Below are 16,953 nucleotides of genomic sequence, written 5' to 3'. Positions count from 1 at the left end.
TGACGAATATACATTAAAAAATGATTGCAAAATTTAAGGAAACAACGGTTTTTTATACAGATACAGGCAAAGGAAGTTGTGTTGTGCTATTACATGGTTTTTTAGAAAATAGTAGTATGTGGACATCATTAACTAAAGAGATATCCAAAAGGAATCGTGTTGTTTGCATTGATTTATTGGGACATGGAAAAACAGGCTGTACAGGCTACATTCATACGATGGAAGAAATGGCAGAAGCGGTAAAAGCAGTGCTTAAAAAAGTAAAAATTCGTCGTGCTATTTTTATAGGGCATTCTATGGGAGGGTATGTTTCGCTAGCTTTTGCAAAAAAATATCCAAAAAATGTGAAGGGTATCTGCTTGATGAATTCTACTACTATGGCAGACAGTGAAGAACGAAAAAAGTTACGCAAAAGAGCCAATAACATGGCAAAAGAAAACTATGAGACATTAGTAACCATGTCTATTAGTAATTTGTTTGCTGAACACATGCGAACAAAACTTTCCAAAGAAATAGAAAAAGTACGAAAACAAGCTTTACAAACCCCTGTAAGAGGGTATATAGCAGCCAGTGAAGGAATGTGCTTGCGAAGCAATGAAGAAAAGCCCTTACAAACCATAGAAAAGCGGTTACTAATAACAGGAAAACAAGACCCTATATTAAATTATGATACAGTAGTAAAAGAAGCAAAAAGAACACACACACCTTTGGTCGAATTGCCTAACGGACACATGAGCCACCTAGAAGCCACAATAGAATTACATAAAGCATTAGCTAACTTTATAAAACCCCGATAAATTTCTGTTACTTTTGCAGAACAAAAAAAGAACACATTCATGAAAACGCACCATATAGCCAAACAAAATTCTATTCTTACTAAATTCCTAGCTGAACTCAGAGACGTTACAATTCAAAAAGATTCGATGCGTTTTCGTAGAAATATTGAGCGTATAGGCGAAGTTTTAGCGTATGAACTTAGTAAAGAATTAACCTACACCACTGAAGAAATAACCACACCCCTAGGAACGAAAAAAGCAACCTTGCCAAACAAAGATATTGTACTATGTTCAATTCTAAGAGCAGGATTACCCTTACATAACGGAATGTTAAACTATTTTGACGATGCCGAAAATGCCTTTATTTCAGCATATCGTCATCACCCCAATAACGATGAAGAATTTGAAATAGTAGTTGAATATTTTGCAGCCCCTTCAATTGATGGGAAAACACTATTGTTAGTAGACCCAATGCTGGCAACTGGTCGTTCGATGGTTGCCGTTTACCAAGGCATCAAAAAATACGGAACACCCAAAGAAATAATACTAGTATCTGTTATAGGCTCTGTTGAAGGCGTGGCCTATGTCGAAAAACATTTTCCAGAAAACACAAACTTATGGATTGCCGATATCGACGAAAAGTTAAACGACAGAGGATATATCGTTCCAGGGTTAGGAGATGCGGGTGATTTAGCTTACGGAATAAAATTGTAATATCTAAAACTTACTACAAAAGAAGTTATTAAAAACGCAATAAGTATAAGATTTATAAACCATTTTTTTTGAAAACTCTCAATTCCGTTTGCCAAAACAACAGAAACGGGAAAAAAGACATACATAAACTCAGTACCATTTTTATTTTCCACTAAAATTAAAATGAGTAGCGAAATAATAAGATTGGTAAGAATCAATATCCAGTTTCTTCTAAATTTATTCGATACAGAAAAGGCTTTAGGACTTTTTAAAAAGATAGAAGCAATTGAAAAGAACCCGATAAAAAGTATAGGAAATAAGTATTTATCGTTCGTGTAAAAACGTATATCTGGATAAAAATTCCAATTAAAAAGAGCGTAAAATTTCTCAACTTCATCATACCAAAAATAGTAAGTGAAGTACAAAAAAACAGGTCCAAAAACACCAATTAATGGAATTAATAACGTTTGATAGGTAAAACGTTGATGTAAAAATATTGAGGCGTAAAGCAACACGATTAGCAAAGAAGTATAAGGTTCTATTAAAAACGAGATTCCTAACCATAAACCTCCATCAAATAATTTATGAAGAACATTTTTAGGCGACTGTAAACTGTATACTTTTCTCAAAAAAAGTAAGATCGTTAAATTGGCAAAAAAAGTGTTGTTTGTGGCTATTGTATCCGGAAAAAATCCAAATAATAGCACAAAAAATAAGAAAGCAAACGAACTATCATAGGTCAATAAATTCTTTGTAAGAATAAAATTGTAAATAGAAAAAACAACCAAAAACCAACCCAACTCTTTTAAAAGGCTAAAAGACAATTCCCTAGAAAAAATATGTAAAACAAAATATCCTAAAAAAAGTACAAACAGCACAATAAAATTAATAGGCTTAGATTTACCGAAAAAATTGGCTAACATGGTTTCTTTTTATATTTTTGCAACTGTAAAGATACTTAAGATATGATAGCAGGCAATATTTTTAGATGGATTGGTAGTTTATTTACCGACTTTTTATTCTTACCTTTTGATTGGTTACGTTTAACAGTAGCGAAATCGCCAGGTGGTTGGTGGACTTCTAACACTATAAACTGGTTATTTTTAATAGTTTTATTAGTGTTATTCGCTTACTGGATGTGGCAATCATCTATTTTCTTAAAAGAAGGAACAGAAGATAGAGCCTAATTTCTACTAAATTTGGGAAGTAAAAATAAATTAAAGCGTTTCAAAGAAAATGAAACGTTTGCTAATGTTATTCAGCCTACACGAGAAGAAGTCATCAACAATTTTTCGTATCAAGGAAAATGGTACACCTTTTTTAAAAACGACAACCCCATAGTTTTAGAACTCGGCTGTGGTAAGGGTGAGTACACGATTGCTTTAGCTGAAAAGCACCCTGATAAAAACTTTATTGGAATCGATATTAAAGGAGCTCGTTTTTGGCGAGGAGCCAAAACTGCACTCGAAAACAACCTAAACAATGTTGCTTTTATCAGAACCCAAATTGAGTTGGTAGACCATATTTTTGCTGAAAATGAAGTCTCTGAAATTTGGATAACCTTTCCCGATCCTCAAATAAAATACAAACGCACCAAACATCGCATGACCAATACGGAGTTTTTAAAGAAATACCACCGTATTTTAAACTCAGAAGGAACCGTTAACCTAAAAACCGATAGTGAATTTATGCACGGGTATACCTTAGGCTTGTTACACGGAGAAGGTCACGAAATATTGCACGCCAACCACGATGTATATAAAAACGTATATAGTCCAGAAGAAGTAACAGGCACACAAACCTTCTACGAAAAACAATATTTAGAAATCGGAAAGCCGATTACGTATATAAAATTCAAACTTAATTACTAATCCTGTTTTTAGCAGGATTTTTTTTATGATTTTCTTAGGTCGATAGGTATTCGTTAAATGTCGTTATCTTTACATTATGACAAACAAAAACTTCTTCGAAAAAGTGTATGAAGTAGCACGATTAATTCCTTACGGAAGAGTAACCAGTTACGGAGCCATTGCCACGTATTTAGGAGCAGCACGTTCAGCAAGAATGGTAGGTTGGGCGATGAATAACTCTTCAGAAAAAGAAGTACCCGCACACCGAGTCGTAAATAGAAAAGGCTTGTTAACAGGAAAGCATCACTTTGAAGGAACCAATTTGATGCAACAATTATTAGAAAGCGAAGGAATCAAAGTAATTGATAATCAAATTCAAGATTTTGAAAAGGTATTTTGGAATCCGAGTGAAGAATTGCGCTAATTGTTCTTGCATTTTCAAAAGCCGATAAAAAACATTAAATTTTAGATGTCAGGAGTAATTTTCCGAAAGAAAATCATATCGAGAACTCATCTATAAAACCAACCTATCAGCCTATAAATATTCCCAATTTAAACACTTTATTTTCTGAGGGCTAAAACGTATCTTTGCAGTTAAGATTAAATAAAAATAAGCAAAAGAACATAGCATAGAGCATATTGCTTAAAGCATAGAGCCCAATGATAAAAAAACAAGATATATACAAAGCGTTAGAATCGATAACCGCACCCGGAGAAGGTAAAAGTTTAGTAGAAAACGAAAATATAACCAATGTCGTTACCTTTGGAGATGAGGTAATTGTAGATGTTACCATTGCCAATCCGTCATTACAAGCAAAAAAGAAGGTAGAAGTAGAGATAATGAAAGCCATTCACCAGCACGTTGACCAAAAAATCGATGTAAAAGTGAATGTGAAGGTAGAAGTTCAGCCAAAAGAAAAACCAAATCAAATTAGAGGTAAAGAAATTCCGAATATTCAAAATATTATTGCCATTGCCTCAGGTAAAGGAGGCGTAGGAAAATCTACCATTACCTCAAACATGGCAGTATCTCTAGCAAAAATGGGCTTCAAAGTAGGAGTGCTAGATGCCGATGTATACGGACCCTCGCAACACCTAATGTTTGATGTGGAAAAAGAAAAACCGTTAGCAGTCAACGTTAATGGACGTTCGAAAATGAAGCCGATTGAAAGCTATGGAGTCAAGTTATTGTCATTAGGATTTTTTACAGACCCAAACCAAGCAGTAATTTGGCGTGGACCAATGGCTTCCAAAGCATTAAACCAATTAATATTTGATGCCGATTGGGGCGAGTTAGACTTCTTACTAATCGACCTACCTCCAGGAACAGGAGATGTACACTTATCTATAGTACAAGCAGTACCCATTAACGGAGCAGTCGTCGTAAGTACACCACAAAACATTGCCTTAGCAGATGCTAAAAAAGGAGTAGCCATGTTTCAGCAAGAAAGCATTAACGTGCCCGTATTAGGTATCGTTGAAAATATGGCGTATTTTACACCAGTAGAACTCCCGAACAATAAATATTATATTTTCGGACAAGGAGGTGCTAAAAACTTAGCAGAAGATATTGAAACAAGTTTCTTAGGAGAAATACCCTTAGTACAGAGCATACGTGAAGCAGGAGATGTTGGGCATCCAGTAGCCTTACAAGAAAACACACCATTGGCAGAAGCCTTTACCGAGGTAACCAAAGAAATGGTTTCACAACTATTAAAAAGAAATGCAAACTTACCACCCACAGAAGTAGTACGAATTACTACCATGAGTGGTTGTAGCTCAAAATAAATCCACCTTTAAGGATGGAAAAGTGAGTATATGACATGGTTCATAAAATACCTAATGTGAATAAGAAATTATAAACGAAACTCAGATACCCTGTTTTGAGTTTCTCCTCAGAAGGGAGATTAAGAGGGGCTAGTTATGGCAACAGAAGATATAAGAAATAACGTAGAAAAAGCGTTGGAAGAAATCCGACCTTTTTTAGTAAGTGACGGGGGTAATATTAAGTTATTATCTATAGAAGACAGTACCGTAAAAGTACAATTAGAAGGAGCTTGTAGCGGTTGTTCAGTAAATCAAATGACCTTGAAAAACGGAGTAGAAGCAACCATTAAAAAATACGCACCCGAAATTACAGAAGTAATAAACGTAGCATAAATTAATAAAAATTAGATATTTAGCAAAAAAATATTTTAATTTTGGGCGTTCGGGCGTGCTTTCGTTACTCGCTTTCCAATTAAAAAATTGGAAGAGCTCAAACAAGCCACTCAATCACTAACGCATACATATTCCTGCTTTACTTTAAAAAGGCAGGAATTGTCAGTATAAAAAGACATAGTGTACTAACAATGATACAAACAGACATACTAATTATTGGAGCAGGACCCACAGGACTATTCACCGTTTTTGAAGCAGGATTATTAAAATTACGTTGTCATTTAATTGATGCTTTACCACAACCAGGAGGGCAATGTTCAGAAATTTATCCAAAGAAACCCATTTACGATATCCCTGCCTATCCAGAGATTTTAGCAGGCGATTTAACCGATAAATTACTAGAACAAATCAAACAATTTGAACCAGGTTTTACTTTAGGAGAACGTGCCGATACCATAGAAAAACAAGACGACGGAACCTTTATCGTAACTACCAATAAAGGAACCAAACACCAAGCACCTGTGGTGGCTATTGCAGGAGGTTTAGGAAGTTTTGAACCACGCAAACCACCCATTCCGAATATCGCCGACTTTGAAGATAAAGGGGTAGAATACATGATTAGAGAACCCGAAATGTATCGCGATAAAAATGTGGTCATTGCAGGCGGTGGAGACTCTGCCTTAGACTGGTCTATTTTCTTAACCGATGTAGCAAAATCAGTCACCCTAATTCATCGAAGAAACGAGTTTCGAGGAGCGTTAGACTCTGTTGATAAAGTACAAGAGCTAAAGAATGAAGGAAAACTAACCTTAATTACTCCAGCAGAAGTAACAGGAATTGTAGGCGATAGTAAAGTAGAAGGTGTAATCATTGAACAAAAAGACAAAGAACCATATACCTTACCGTGCGAGCATTTTATTCCGTTATTCGGACTCTCTCCAAAACTAGGACCGATTGCCAATTGGGGATTAGAAATTGAGAAAAATGCCATTAAAGTTAATAATGCCTTAGACTACCAAACCAATATCGAAGGAATTTATGCTATTGGAGATGTAAACACCTATCCAGGAAAATTAAAGTTAATTTTATGCGGATTCCACGAAGCGACGCTGATGTGTCAGAGTGCTTACAAACGCATTCATCCCGATAAAAAATATGTAATGAAGTACACCACGGTAGGCGGGGTTGATGGATTTGATGGAACGCGAAAAGAAGCACCAAAAGCAGTAGTTAAAGCGATTCAATAGTGAATTTAGATAGAACAGGCTTTATACTATACACCATAAAATATCAAGAATGTGTAGATTTTTATAAGAACATTCTTGAGCTACCTGTTTTATTTAAAGCAGAGAACCTAACTTGTTTTTCTTTTGGAAATGCCTATTTAATGATAGAATTAGATAAGGATTATCATGGAGAAAAAGAAAAGAACCAACAAAGGATACAAACGTGTTTAAGGATGAATGTTTCTCAAATAAGAGAATTATCCGATAAACTTATTTCAAAAGGAATTAAAGTAAATTATCAAGAACATTCTTGGGGAACAGTAGCTAAGTTTTTTGACCCAGACGGAAACCTTTGTGCTTTTAAGGATAGTGAAAAATTTGAAAAGCAAATTATTGGTTATAAAAAATGAAAAAAACACTGTACGATTTAACCAGAGAAGACTGGAACACCCTTTTCCCTATTGAATTATCGGAGCATAACCCCAACTGGAAATCTATTTTTGAAGCAGAAAAAGAACAAATTTTAGAGAACGTAGATAACGTATACCTCAATGAAATTGAACATTTTGGAAGTACCTCAATTCCGAATATCAAAGCAAAGAATTATATTGATTTGTTTATCGAGATTCCAAAAGAATTTTTGTTTGATAAAAAATTAATACAACAATTTGAAAAATTAGGCTATACTTTTTTTGAAGTGCCAGCTCGAGAAGATATAGAAGCCTATATGTCTTTTACCAAGGGATATCGTTTAGACGGTAGTAAAGAGCAAATTTTTCACATTCACATGTGCCCGAAAGACAATGAGATGTGTAAACAACTTACGTTTAGAGATTATTTAATTCAACATCCTAGCAGAGCCAAAGAGTACGAAACATTAAAAGTAGCATTGGCTTCAACATATAAAAATGACAGAGGCGCTTATGTTTTAGGGAAAACCAACTTTATAAAAGAAACCTTAGCTTTGTACCATAGTAAATAGAAATAGTGACGCTAACCCAATACATACAGCAGTTATCAGAAGACAAGCTATTGTACTTTGCCTTACCTGTTTTTTTTATTTCTATTTGGATAGAATACCGAATTGCGAAAGAAAAATACAACAGTAAAGATACCCGTGTATCCTTATTAATGATGGTATTTTCGGCAATGGTTGAATTCATTCCCAAAGTACTCGCTTTTATTGCTTTTTTCTATCTGTATGAAGTAAGCCCCTTAAAAGATATTGTACAACGTCAATGGTGGGCATGGATGTTGTTATTCCTCGCCGATGATTTTGCCTATTACTGGTTTCACCGCGCTAACCATGAAGTTCGTCTGTTTTGGGCAGGACATGTACCGCACCATTCTTCAGTATATATGAATTTAGGAACCGCACTGCGTCAAGGAGTAGGAGAACGTATTCATAAATTTTTATTTTGGATGTGGATTCCGTTATTAGGATTCGACCCCTTAATGTTATTTACCATGATGGGCATCAGTTTAATTTATCAGTTTTTTATACATACCGAATTGATTAATAAACTACCAAAACCTATCGAATTCATTTTCAATACACCCTCGCATCACCGAGTGCACCACGCCTCTAATATTCGATACTTAGATTGTAACCATGCAGGAATTCTCATTATTTGGGATCGTTTATTTGGCACCTTTTCCAAAGAATTAAAAGAAATAGAGAAACCTATATACGGGTTAACGGTTAATATTGAAACGTATAACCCTCTTAAGGTGGCTACCCATGAATACGCCGCTATTTGGAAAGACGTAAAAAGAGCCGATAGGTGGAGTGATAAACTCAACTACATATTTAACGCCCCAGGATGGTCGCACGATGGGGAAGATAAAAGAGCAAAAACTTTGAGGAAAAAGTTAAAGAGTAAAGAGTCGAAGGTAGAAAGGCTTAAGTTTTACAATAAAACGACTTAAAAAAACTTCCTAATACCCAACACCAAATACCTAACAACTAAAAAATATGAATCAAGATATTACCATAAAAATTACCGACCGTGACGGAGTAACACACGAAGTACAAGCACCAACAGATATGGCAATGAACTTAATGGAAGTAGTTCGTTCATACGAATTAGCCCCAGAAGGAACTATTGGTATTTGTGGTGGAATGGCTATGTGTGCATCATGCCAATGCTATGTTAAATCAGACCATGAATTACCAGAAAAAGGAGACGATGAAGAAGCAATGCTAGCAGAAGCATTTTATGTAGAAGACAATAGCAGGTTAGGATGTCAAATACAAATGACACCCGATTTAGAAGGCTTGGAGGTAGAATTAGCACCCGAAAGTTAATATAAAACAACACTTTTCTGTATATTTGTAGGGCAACAACTAAAGCGCTAGAAATGTATTGGTTAGATCTTTTATCTCATTTAAAATTTATGATAAAGCGCAACCCTGAGTAAGTGTTTTAATGTAACAGTTTGTCAACATACGCCAATGTATCAAATTACCTATTGTTACATTGTTACATTAATTCATTTAAAAATTAAAAAAATGCCTTTTTATCATAAACTTGGAAATATTCCACATAAACGACATATCCAGTTTCGTAAAGAAGACGGAAGCTTATATTACGAACAATTATTTGGTACCATTGGTTTTGACGGAATGTCTACCAATAGTTACCACGAATACAGGCCCACGATGGTCAAAGAAATTCGCAAGCAATATTCAGTTGCTCCTAAAATAGCCAAAGAAAATAATATTCAATCATACCGATTCAGAGGATTTCAAGTACCGCCAGAAAACGATTACTTAGAAAGTAGAAAGGTAGTACTTACCAATTCAGATTGTAATATCATACTATCTGCCCCAAAAGAATCGACTACAGACTATTTTTACAAAAATTCCGACGCAGATGAGGTGATTTTCATTCATAAAGGAACAGGAAAATTACGTACCATGTTGGGTAATTTAGACTTTAAATATGGAGATTATTTGGTCATACCTCGCGGAATCATTTACAAATTAGACTTCGATACAGAAGATAACCGGTTGTTTATTGTAGAATCGTATAGCCCAGTATACACGCCAAAAAGATATCGCAATTGGTTTGGTCAATTATTAGAACACTCACCGTTTTGTGAACGAGATATTCGCCGACCAGAAGAGCTAGAAACACATAATGAAAAAGGCGATTTTGTTATCAAATTAAAAAAACAAAATGAAATTATTGAAATGGTATATGCAACACATCCTTTCGATGTAGTTGGTTACGATGGGTATAACTATCCGTATGCTTTTTCAATTCACGATTTTGAACCCATAACAGGTCGTATACATCAACCGCCACCAGTACATCAAACATTCGAAACAGACACCTTTGTAATTTGTAGCTTCGTACCTCGTTTGTATGATTATCACCCAGAAGCGATACCAGCACCCTATAATCATAGTAATATTGATTCTGATGAAGTATTGTACTATGTAGACGGAGATTTTATGAGTAGAAACGATATCGACGCAGGGCATATTTCATTGCATCCAGCAGGAATTCCTCACGGACCACATCCAGGAGCTACAGAAAGAAGCATCGGAGAAAAGCTAACGGAAGAACTAGCAGTAATGGTAGATACTTTTAAACCGTTAAAGGTAACCGAAGAAGCGATGAAAATAGCCGATGAAGATTATTATAAATCGTGGCTTGAGTAATTTTAGAATAGAGAAAAAAGAGGAAAGAAAAGAGACTAATTCTCACGTTATGAAAAGACATAACTATAAAAACCTTAAAATATGGAATATTGGTATTGAAATAGTTGAAGATGTTTTTAAATTAATAGATAAATTTCCAAAGGAAGAAAAATTTGGATTAGTTTCTCAAATAAATAGATGTTCAGTTTCAATACCTAGTAATATAGCTGAAGGTTCTTCAAGAACAGATAAATCTTTTTCTCATTTTATTGATATCGCTCTAGGCTCATCATTTGAATTAGAAACGCAAATGATTATAGCATGTAAAAGAAATTATATAACACAACAAGAATTAACATTGATTGAAGAAAAGGTAGCAGAGTTTCAAAAAATGACAATGGGGTTTCAAAATAAACTCTAAATGTCTTGTTTCTCGTTTCTCTTTTCTCGTCTCTAAAAAAGAACAGAAATGTCAAAAGAAATAAAATCAGTAAACTACGGTTTAGAAAAAATATTTGAAGGAGCCCAAGACTTCTTACCACTCTTAGGAACAGATTATGTAGAGTTTTATGTAGGAAATGCCAAACAAGCAGCCCATTTTTATAAAACAGCTTTCGGTTTTCAGTCGTATGCCTATAAAGGACTTGAAACAGGGTCAAAAGATGAGGTAAGCTATGTGTTAAAACAAGATAAAATCAAACTAGTATTAACTACTCCATTAAACAGTACATCACCCATAAACGAGCATATTGTAAAACATGGTGATGGTGTAAAAGTAGTCGCACTTTGGGTAGAAGATGCCCGTGCAGCATGGAAAGAAACCACTGGTAGAGGAGCCAAATCATATATGGAACCTACATTGGAAAAAGATGAGCATGGCGAAGTGGTTCGTGCAGGAATTTATACCTACGGAGAAACCGTACACGTGTTTGTAGAACGCAAAAACTATAACGGAGTGTTCTTACCAGGTTTTCAAGAATGGAAATCAGATTACAACCCACCATCAGCAGGACTAAAATACATCGACCACATGGTAGGTAATGTAGGTTGGGGTCAAATGAACAAATGGGTACAATGGTACGAAGATGTAATGGGATTCGTTAACTTTTTATCGTTTGACGACAAACAAATTCACACAGAATACTCAGCACTAATGAGTAAAGTGATGAGCAACGGTAACGGACGTATCAAATTCCCAATCAACGAACCTGCTAAAGCAGCCAAGCGCTCACAAATTGAAGAATACTTAGATTTTTATGAAGGCGAAGGAGTACAACATATTGCTGTAGCTACCGACGATATCATCAAAACAGTAGCGCAATTAAAAGCAAATGGAGTAGAGTTTTTACCACCACCACCACAATCGTACTACGACATGATTCCTGAACGTTTGGGCGAGCACATGGAAATTATGAAAGAAGATATTTCGAAACTACAAGAACTGTCAATTTTAGTCGATGCAGATGAAGAAGGATACTTACTACAAATATTTACCAAACCAGTAGAAGATCGTCCAACATTATTCTTCGAGATTATTCAGCGAATGGGAGCTCGCGGATTTGGAGCAGGAAACTTCAAAGCATTGTTCGAGTCAATTGAAAGAGAACAACAATTACGAGGAACATTGTAACTAGAATTATAGAAAAAAGAGAAAAGAAAACAGGTGGTTTTGCTGTCTGTTTTCTTTTTTATAAAACAAACAACAACATGAGTAAAGAGGAAATATTAAAAGCAATAGAAGAAAAATACGACAAGCTAGGAGTTCCTGTTGAAGCAATGCTTGAAGGATTGCTTTGGAGCGAGCCCATAACCTATTGGGATTATATACAAACCGATGCGCTTTTAGGACTTCAAATACCCAGAACAACCTTGCCAGACGAAATGGTATTTATTATGTATCATCAAGTAAACGAGTTGTTGTTTAAAATGATATTATGGGAAATTGAGCAAGTAGCCAAACCCTCTGAAATAACAGCAGAAAAATTCTCAAAACACCTCATGCGTATCAGTCGCTATTTCGATATGTTGTGTAGTTCATTTACGGTAATGGGAGACGGAATGGATGTAGAACAATATCTAAAATTTAGAAACACCTTAACACCCGCAAGTGGTTTTCAAAGTGCCCAATATCGAAAAATTGAATTCGCTTCTACCGATTTAATTAACTTAATAGACGCTCGTTACCGAGATACTATCGATAGAAACTCATCGTTTAGAAATGCCTACGACCATTTATATTGGCAAGCAGCAGGGAAAAACTATACCACAGGTCAAAAAACAACACTTTTAAAGTTATTTGAAAAAAAATACATGGGCGATTTTATTGACTTTATGGAAGATTATAATGACTGCAACCTCTCTAAAAAATTCAAACAATTACCTAAAGAAATTCAAGAAAACGAACAACTAATCAAGGCGATGCGCCACTACGATTATACCGTAAACGTAAAATGGGTGATGGCTCATTACAATGCAGCAGGGAAATATTTAGGAGGAAGCGATGGAGATTTAGAAGCCACAGGAGGAAGTAACTGGAGAAAATATTTACATCCAAAATACCAAAGAAGAATTTTCTTTCCGTACTTATGGAGTGAAGAAGAATTAAAAAACTGGGGAACTTTTTAATTCCATAGAACCATAAACTAAAAGCTGTTTAATGAACTGTTAAACAGCTTTTTTAATTTTGGAACGGTAATTGTCAATCAATTTTTATAAGTTTGAATATTATGAGAAGAGAATATTTATTTTTTATATTATTAATCACTGTACAAACTTTTTTTGCACAAACGAATACCACAGCCTACAAAGCTGGAGAATGGTTACGATTTAACATGAGTTACAGTGGGTTTTTAAAAGCAGGAACCGCTGTTTTAGAGCTCAAAGAAAAAAAATTAGGCAATAAAAAAGTATTACATGCAGTAGGAACAGGAAAAACAACAGGAGTTATAAGCTGGTTTTTTAAAGTTGACGATAGGTATGAAAGTTATTTTGGAATAGACAAAGTAGAACCGTATTTGTTTAAGAGAAAAATAGACGAAGGTGGGCATAAGAAAAATCGCCAAATAACTTTCGATCATGAAAAAAATACAGCGTTTGTTCAAGACTTTCTTAAACAAAAAGACACCCTAATTTCGGTAAAATCTCCACAAGATATGATTTCTACATTTTATTTCTTAAGAAGTCATGATACTAAAAACATGAAAAAAGGAGAAGAAATTCAATTAGATATGTTTTTCGATAACAAAAGCTACCCCTTCAAACTACGATTTTTAGGATACGAAATTTTAAAAACAAAGTTTGGAAAAGTAAAAACACAAAAATTCAGACCCTTGGTGCAAGCAGGTAGAGTATTCAAAGCCCAAGAAAGTGTTACGATATGGATTTCAGCAGACGATAATAAAATACCAATTAAAATGAGAGCTTCACTAGCAGTGGGTTCGCTACGAGCCGAACTAGATGGCTACAAAGAGTTGGCAAATCCTTTTGAGGTGATAGTAGACTAAAAGTAAAAGGCTGTTTAAGAATTGTTAAAGTACAAGAAAAAAAACTATTTATTTGTATTTTTGCGAGCAAAATTAAACTTAAAACAGCTTTTTTTGAAAAAATTCATTCTTACATTTATTATTTTATGGTTTTTCTTTTCGTGTAAAGAAGAAAAGAAAGTCGTAGTGCAAGAACCAGTTACAATTGAAGAACCAGAGCCAGTTATAGCATACGGATTTAATTTAGATAACTACAAGGTAATTAACGACACCATTAAGAGTGGAGAAAGTTTTGGAGTTATTATGGATAGGCACCACGTTATGTATCCAAAGATTAACGAAATAGCCACCAAGATAAAAGATACGTTTGATGTAAGAAGAGTTCGCTCGGGTAGAGCATACACCATTTTAGCATCAAAAGACACCTTAGAGCAAGCACAAGTTTTTATATATAAACACAACAAGGTCGAAGCTACAATTATTGATTTTAAAGACTCTATAATTTCTGCATATAAACATAGACAAAAAATAAAGATTGTTGAAAGGGAAATAGCAGGTGAGATTAACGCTAACCTATCTGTAACTATGGATAGTCTTAGGTTACGACCAACACTTACCAATACCGTGGCAGATATTTATGCTTGGACGTTAGATTTTTATCGCTTGCAAAAAGGAGATACTTTTAAGCTGATTTTTGAAGAAAAATATATCAACGACACAACCTTTGTAGGATATGGTAAGATAAAAGCAGCTGTTTTTAACCACAATGGAGAAGATTTATATGCTTATAGATTTGTAGGCGATTCAATAAAAAAAATTCCTGAATATTACGATGAAAAAGGAAACATGCTTCGAAGAGCATTTTTAAAATCACCCATAAAATTTCAATACAGAATATCGTCTCGTTACAACTTAAGAAGGCGTATAAAATTATACGGTAATAGAGTAAGACCACATAAAGGAACCGATTTTGCCGCAAGATATGGCACCGAAATTATGTCTACAGCAAACGGTACCGTAATAGAATCGGCAAGAAAAGGAGGAAACGGAAATTATGTAAAGATAAAGCACAACGCTACTTACACAACGCAATACCTGCATATGAAAAGACGTAAGGTTCGAGTAGGAGATTATGTAAAACAAGGAGATGTTATCGGATGGGTAGGAATGACAGGAAATACTAGCGGACCACATGTTTGTTACCGTTTTTGGAAGTTTGGAAAACAGGTTGATCCATTTCGTGAAAAACTACCTTCAGCAGAACCTTTAGACCCCAAAATAAAACCAACATATTTAGAGTATATACAACCATTAAAAAGACAATTAGACGGCATACAGTTGCCACAACCAGAACCACTCTCATTTAAACAAAAAGAAATCTTAGCCACGAATTAATTATGCCACTTCAAAATATAAATCCAACAGAAACCAAAGCTTGGGAAAAGCTAGTAAAGCATTTCAATGAAGCAAAAGAGTATGAGTTAAAAGAACTGTTCCGTGCAGATAAAGACAGAGCAGATAAATTCTCTATTAACCTAGATGAATTATCTGTTGACTACTCAAAAAACAGAATCACTCAAGAAACGATAGATTTATTACACTCTTTAGCAGAAGAAGTAAATTTAAAAGATGCGATTGAAAAATATTTTTCAGGAGATAAAATCAATGTAACTGAAAATAGAGCCGTATTGCATACAGCCCTGAGAGATAGCTCAGATACCCCTGTTTTTGTAGATGGAAAAGATGTAAAGCCTAAAATTAAAACAGCTTTACGAAAAATGAAAACCTTTAGCAATAAGGTAAATTCTGGAAAGTGGAAAGGCTATACAGGCAAATCGATTACAGATGTTGTGAACATTGGTATCGGCGGTTCAGACCTAGGGCCCAATATGGTGGTAGAAGCACTTCAGTTTTACAAAAATAAACTAAACACCCATTTTGTTTCTAATGTTGATGGAGACCATGTTGCTGAGGTGTTAAAAAAAATAAACCCAGAAACTACCCTATTTGTTATCGTATCTAAAACCTTTACAACACAAGAAACATTGAGCAATGCCAATACGATTCGAGATTGGTTTTTAAAATCTGCTACAGTTTTTGATGTAGCCAAACACTTCGTAGCCGTATCAACAAACCTAAATGCAGTTGACAATTTTGGAATTGACAAAAAAAATGTGTTTCCTATGTGGGATTGGGTAGGTGGTCGATTTTCACTTTGGTCAACAGTCGGACTATCAATATGTTTAGCTTTAGGTTTTGATAATTTTAAAGAATTATTGAAAGGAGCAGAAAAAATGGATACTCATTTTAAAACTGCAGAATTCGACCAAAATATTCCAGTAATACTTGCCTTGATTAGTGTTTGGTACAATAATTTTTTCAAAGCAGAAACAGAAGCCATACTGCCTTACAGTCAGTATTTGGCGAACTTTCCAGCGTATTTACAACAAGCCATTATGGAAAGTAACGGAAAAAATGTAGACAGAAATGGAAATGAGGTTACTTACCAAACAGGAACGATAGTTTGGGGAAGCACTGGTACCAATATGCAACACGCATTCATGCAATTAATACACCATGGCACCAAATTAATTCCTGCAGATTTTATCGGATTTAAAAACTCTTTATACAAGCTAGAAGACCACCACAAAAAATTAATGGCAAATTACAAAGCTCAGATAGAAGCTTTGGCTTTCGGAAAAACAAAAGAAGCAGTACACCTAGATTTAAAAATTAACAATCAATTAGATAAAGTGGCAACTCTATTGCCCTACAAAGTCTTTGAAGGAAATCGTCCTAGCAACGCTATTTTATTCGACAAATTAACGCCTTTTACCTTAGGAATGCTCATTGCCGTTTATGAACACAAAATATTTACGCAAGGAGTTATTTGGAACATCTACTCGTATGATCAGTTTGGGGTAGAATTAGGAAAAGAATTAGCACAAAAAAATCTTGACAACGAATAATTTTTCATTAACGACACCTGTTTTAAATACTTTAACTTTTGGCTAGTTTTTGTTAACAACTATGTTGAAACATAATCTACTGACATTAAGTAGTTAACCATGTTTTTATTAAATTGTTGTGTCTTAATTTTTTGTTAAAACTTAACAT

At 34.7% G+C, this 16,953-nt stretch carries 20 protein-coding genes; 19 read left to right on the top strand and 1 reads right to left on the bottom strand.

The window, feature by feature from the left end; genetic code table 11:
- Nucleotides 1–20: 20 nt before the first annotated feature.
- Together P8625_RS10785 and upp are read left to right on the top strand one after the other, a co-directional pair.
- A complete protein-coding gene (locus P8625_RS10785) occupies nucleotides 21–797 on the top strand; it encodes an alpha/beta fold hydrolase (RefSeq protein WP_279650465.1) in 777 nt (258 codons plus the stop codon).
- A 39-nt stretch (nucleotides 798–836) separates the two neighbouring features.
- Nucleotides 837–1,490: a uracil phosphoribosyltransferase gene (upp, locus tag P8625_RS10780; protein ID WP_279650464.1), complete on the top strand. Its 654-nt coding sequence runs from the start codon at nucleotides 837–839 to the stop codon at nucleotides 1,488–1,490.
- Here upp and P8625_RS10775 read toward each other — a convergent pair.
- Nucleotides 1,472–2,392, bottom strand: coding sequence for a DUF6427 family protein (locus tag P8625_RS10775; RefSeq protein WP_279650463.1), 921 nt, complete (start codon nucleotides 2,390–2,392; stop codon nucleotides 1,472–1,474). The two genes, upp and P8625_RS10775, sit on opposite strands and share 19 nt — an antisense overlap.
- Nucleotides 2,393–2,434: 42 nt before the next feature.
- Here P8625_RS10775 and P8625_RS10770 point away from each other — a divergent pair, with 42 nt between their 5' ends.
- The 17 genes from P8625_RS10770 (at nucleotide 2,435) to pgi (ending at nucleotide 16,805) form a co-directional block, all read left to right on the top strand.
- Nucleotides 2,435–2,656 carry a DUF6341 family protein gene (locus tag P8625_RS10770; protein ID WP_279650462.1) on the top strand — a complete coding sequence of 74 codons (222 nt, stop codon included), beginning with the start codon at nucleotides 2,435–2,437 and terminating at the stop codon, nucleotides 2,654–2,656.
- A 12-nt stretch (nucleotides 2,657–2,668) separates the two neighbouring features.
- Entirely contained in the window at nucleotides 2,669–3,340 is a 672-nt protein-coding gene (gene trmB, locus P8625_RS10765; protein ID WP_279650461.1) for a tRNA (guanosine(46)-N7)-methyltransferase TrmB, read from the top strand.
- A 76-nt stretch (nucleotides 3,341–3,416) separates the two neighbouring features.
- Entirely contained in the window at nucleotides 3,417–3,743 is a 327-nt protein-coding gene (locus tag P8625_RS10760) for an MGMT family protein (RefSeq protein WP_279650460.1), read from the top strand.
- A gap of 236 nt (nucleotides 3,744–3,979) precedes the next feature.
- Entirely contained in the window at nucleotides 3,980–5,107 is a 1,128-nt protein-coding gene (locus tag P8625_RS10755; protein WP_279650459.1) for an Mrp/NBP35 family ATP-binding protein, read from the top strand.
- Between the two features lie 135 nt (nucleotides 5,108–5,242).
- Nucleotides 5,243–5,479, top strand: a complete 237-nt coding sequence (locus tag P8625_RS10750; RefSeq protein ID WP_279650458.1) for a NifU family protein — start codon at nucleotides 5,243–5,245, stop codon at nucleotides 5,477–5,479.
- A 191-nt stretch (nucleotides 5,480–5,670) separates the two neighbouring features.
- Nucleotides 5,671–6,726 (top strand): NAD(P)/FAD-dependent oxidoreductase, encoded by a 1,056-nt coding sequence (locus tag P8625_RS10745; RefSeq protein WP_279650457.1) that lies wholly within the window; start codon nucleotides 5,671–5,673, stop codon nucleotides 6,724–6,726.
- Entirely contained in the window at nucleotides 6,726–7,115 is a 390-nt protein-coding gene (locus tag P8625_RS10740) for a VOC family protein (RefSeq protein WP_279650456.1), read from the top strand. The genes P8625_RS10745 and P8625_RS10740 overlap by 1 nt, the downstream gene beginning before the upstream one ends.
- Nucleotides 7,112–7,687: a GrpB family protein gene (locus P8625_RS10735; RefSeq protein ID WP_279650455.1), complete on the top strand. Its 576-nt coding sequence runs from the start codon at nucleotides 7,112–7,114 to the stop codon at nucleotides 7,685–7,687. Before P8625_RS10740 ends, P8625_RS10735 begins: the two co-directional genes overlap by 4 nt.
- Before the next feature lie 5 nt (nucleotides 7,688–7,692).
- Nucleotides 7,693–8,634, top strand: a complete 942-nt coding sequence (locus P8625_RS10730; protein WP_279650453.1) for a sterol desaturase family protein — start codon at nucleotides 7,693–7,695, stop codon at nucleotides 8,632–8,634.
- Between the two features lie 46 nt (nucleotides 8,635–8,680).
- Nucleotides 8,681–9,013: a 2Fe-2S iron-sulfur cluster-binding family protein gene (locus P8625_RS10725; RefSeq protein WP_279650452.1), complete on the top strand. Its 333-nt coding sequence runs from the start codon at nucleotides 8,681–8,683 to the stop codon at nucleotides 9,011–9,013.
- Between the two features lie 204 nt (nucleotides 9,014–9,217).
- On the top strand, nucleotides 9,218–10,375 hold the full coding sequence (locus tag P8625_RS10720) for a homogentisate 1,2-dioxygenase (RefSeq protein ID WP_279650451.1): 1,158 nt from the start codon (nucleotides 9,218–9,220) through the stop codon (nucleotides 10,373–10,375).
- Nucleotides 10,376–10,424: 49 nt separating this feature from the next.
- Nucleotides 10,425–10,775 (top strand): four helix bundle protein, encoded by a 351-nt coding sequence (locus P8625_RS10715; RefSeq protein WP_279652948.1) that lies wholly within the window; start codon nucleotides 10,425–10,427, stop codon nucleotides 10,773–10,775.
- 48 nt (nucleotides 10,776–10,823) lie between these two features.
- A complete protein-coding gene (gene hppD, locus P8625_RS10710; RefSeq protein WP_279650450.1) occupies nucleotides 10,824–11,984 on the top strand; it encodes a 4-hydroxyphenylpyruvate dioxygenase in 1,161 nt (386 codons plus the stop codon).
- Between the two features lie 77 nt (nucleotides 11,985–12,061).
- Nucleotides 12,062–12,979 carry a tryptophan 2,3-dioxygenase family protein gene (locus tag P8625_RS10705; RefSeq protein WP_279650448.1) on the top strand — a complete coding sequence of 306 codons (918 nt, stop codon included), beginning with the start codon at nucleotides 12,062–12,064 and terminating at the stop codon, nucleotides 12,977–12,979.
- A 101-nt stretch (nucleotides 12,980–13,080) separates the two neighbouring features.
- Nucleotides 13,081–13,857, top strand: a complete 777-nt coding sequence (locus P8625_RS10700) for a DUF3108 domain-containing protein (protein WP_279650447.1) — start codon at nucleotides 13,081–13,083, stop codon at nucleotides 13,855–13,857.
- A 93-nt stretch (nucleotides 13,858–13,950) separates the two neighbouring features.
- Nucleotides 13,951–15,231, top strand: coding sequence for a peptidoglycan DD-metalloendopeptidase family protein (locus P8625_RS10695; protein ID WP_279650446.1), 1,281 nt, complete (start codon nucleotides 13,951–13,953; stop codon nucleotides 15,229–15,231).
- 2 nt (nucleotides 15,232–15,233) lie between these two features.
- Entirely contained in the window at nucleotides 15,234–16,805 is a 1,572-nt protein-coding gene (gene pgi, locus P8625_RS10690; protein WP_279650445.1) for a glucose-6-phosphate isomerase, read from the top strand.
- The last annotated feature ends 148 nt before the right edge of the window (nucleotides 16,806–16,953 follow it).

Source organism: Tenacibaculum tangerinum, from assembly GCF_029853675.1.
Lineage (GTDB): Bacteria > Bacteroidota > Bacteroidia > Flavobacteriales > Flavobacteriaceae > Polaribacter > Polaribacter tangerinum_A.
The sequence above is the reverse complement of the archived record's forward strand: the minus strand, read 5'-3'. Positions and strand labels throughout refer to the sequence as shown.

What these genes read in the sequence shown, in the direction of transcription:
- P8625_RS10735 (WP_279650455.1), top strand. Translation starts at nt 7,112, where the DNA reads ATGAAAAAAACACTGTACGATTTAACCAGAGAAGACTGGAACACCCTT.
- P8625_RS10700 (WP_279650447.1), top strand. Translation starts at nt 13,081, where the DNA reads ATGAGAAGAGAATATTTATTTTTTATATTATTAATCACTGTACAAACT.
- P8625_RS10725 (WP_279650452.1), top strand. Translation starts at nt 8,681, where the DNA reads ATGAATCAAGATATTACCATAAAAATTACCGACCGTGACGGAGTAACA.
- hppD (WP_279650450.1), top strand. Translation starts at nt 10,824, where the DNA reads ATGTCAAAAGAAATAAAATCAGTAAACTACGGTTTAGAAAAAATATTT.
- P8625_RS10745 (WP_279650457.1), top strand. Translation starts at nt 5,671, where the DNA reads ATGATACAAACAGACATACTAATTATTGGAGCAGGACCCACAGGACTA.
- P8625_RS10705 (WP_279650448.1), top strand. Translation starts at nt 12,062, where the DNA reads ATGAGTAAAGAGGAAATATTAAAAGCAATAGAAGAAAAATACGACAAG.
- P8625_RS10785 (WP_279650465.1), top strand. Translation starts at nt 21, where the DNA reads ATGATTGCAAAATTTAAGGAAACAACGGTTTTTTATACAGATACAGGC.
- P8625_RS10770 (WP_279650462.1), top strand. Translation starts at nt 2,435, where the DNA reads ATGATAGCAGGCAATATTTTTAGATGGATTGGTAGTTTATTTACCGAC.
- P8625_RS10720 (WP_279650451.1), top strand. Translation starts at nt 9,218, where the DNA reads ATGCCTTTTTATCATAAACTTGGAAATATTCCACATAAACGACATATC.
- P8625_RS10775 (WP_279650463.1), bottom strand. Translation starts at nt 2,392, where the DNA reads ATGTTAGCCAATTTTTTCGGTAAATCTAAGCCTATTAATTTTATTGTG.
- P8625_RS10750 (WP_279650458.1), top strand. Translation starts at nt 5,243, where the DNA reads ATGGCAACAGAAGATATAAGAAATAACGTAGAAAAAGCGTTGGAAGAA.
- upp (WP_279650464.1), top strand. Translation starts at nt 837, where the DNA reads ATGAAAACGCACCATATAGCCAAACAAAATTCTATTCTTACTAAATTC.
- P8625_RS10755 (WP_279650459.1), top strand. Translation starts at nt 3,980, where the DNA reads ATGATAAAAAAACAAGATATATACAAAGCGTTAGAATCGATAACCGCA.
- P8625_RS10715 (WP_279652948.1), top strand. Translation starts at nt 10,425, where the DNA reads ATGAAAAGACATAACTATAAAAACCTTAAAATATGGAATATTGGTATT.
- P8625_RS10760 (WP_279650460.1), top strand. Translation starts at nt 3,417, where the DNA reads ATGACAAACAAAAACTTCTTCGAAAAAGTGTATGAAGTAGCACGATTA.
- pgi (WP_279650445.1), top strand. Translation starts at nt 15,234, where the DNA reads ATGCCACTTCAAAATATAAATCCAACAGAAACCAAAGCTTGGGAAAAG.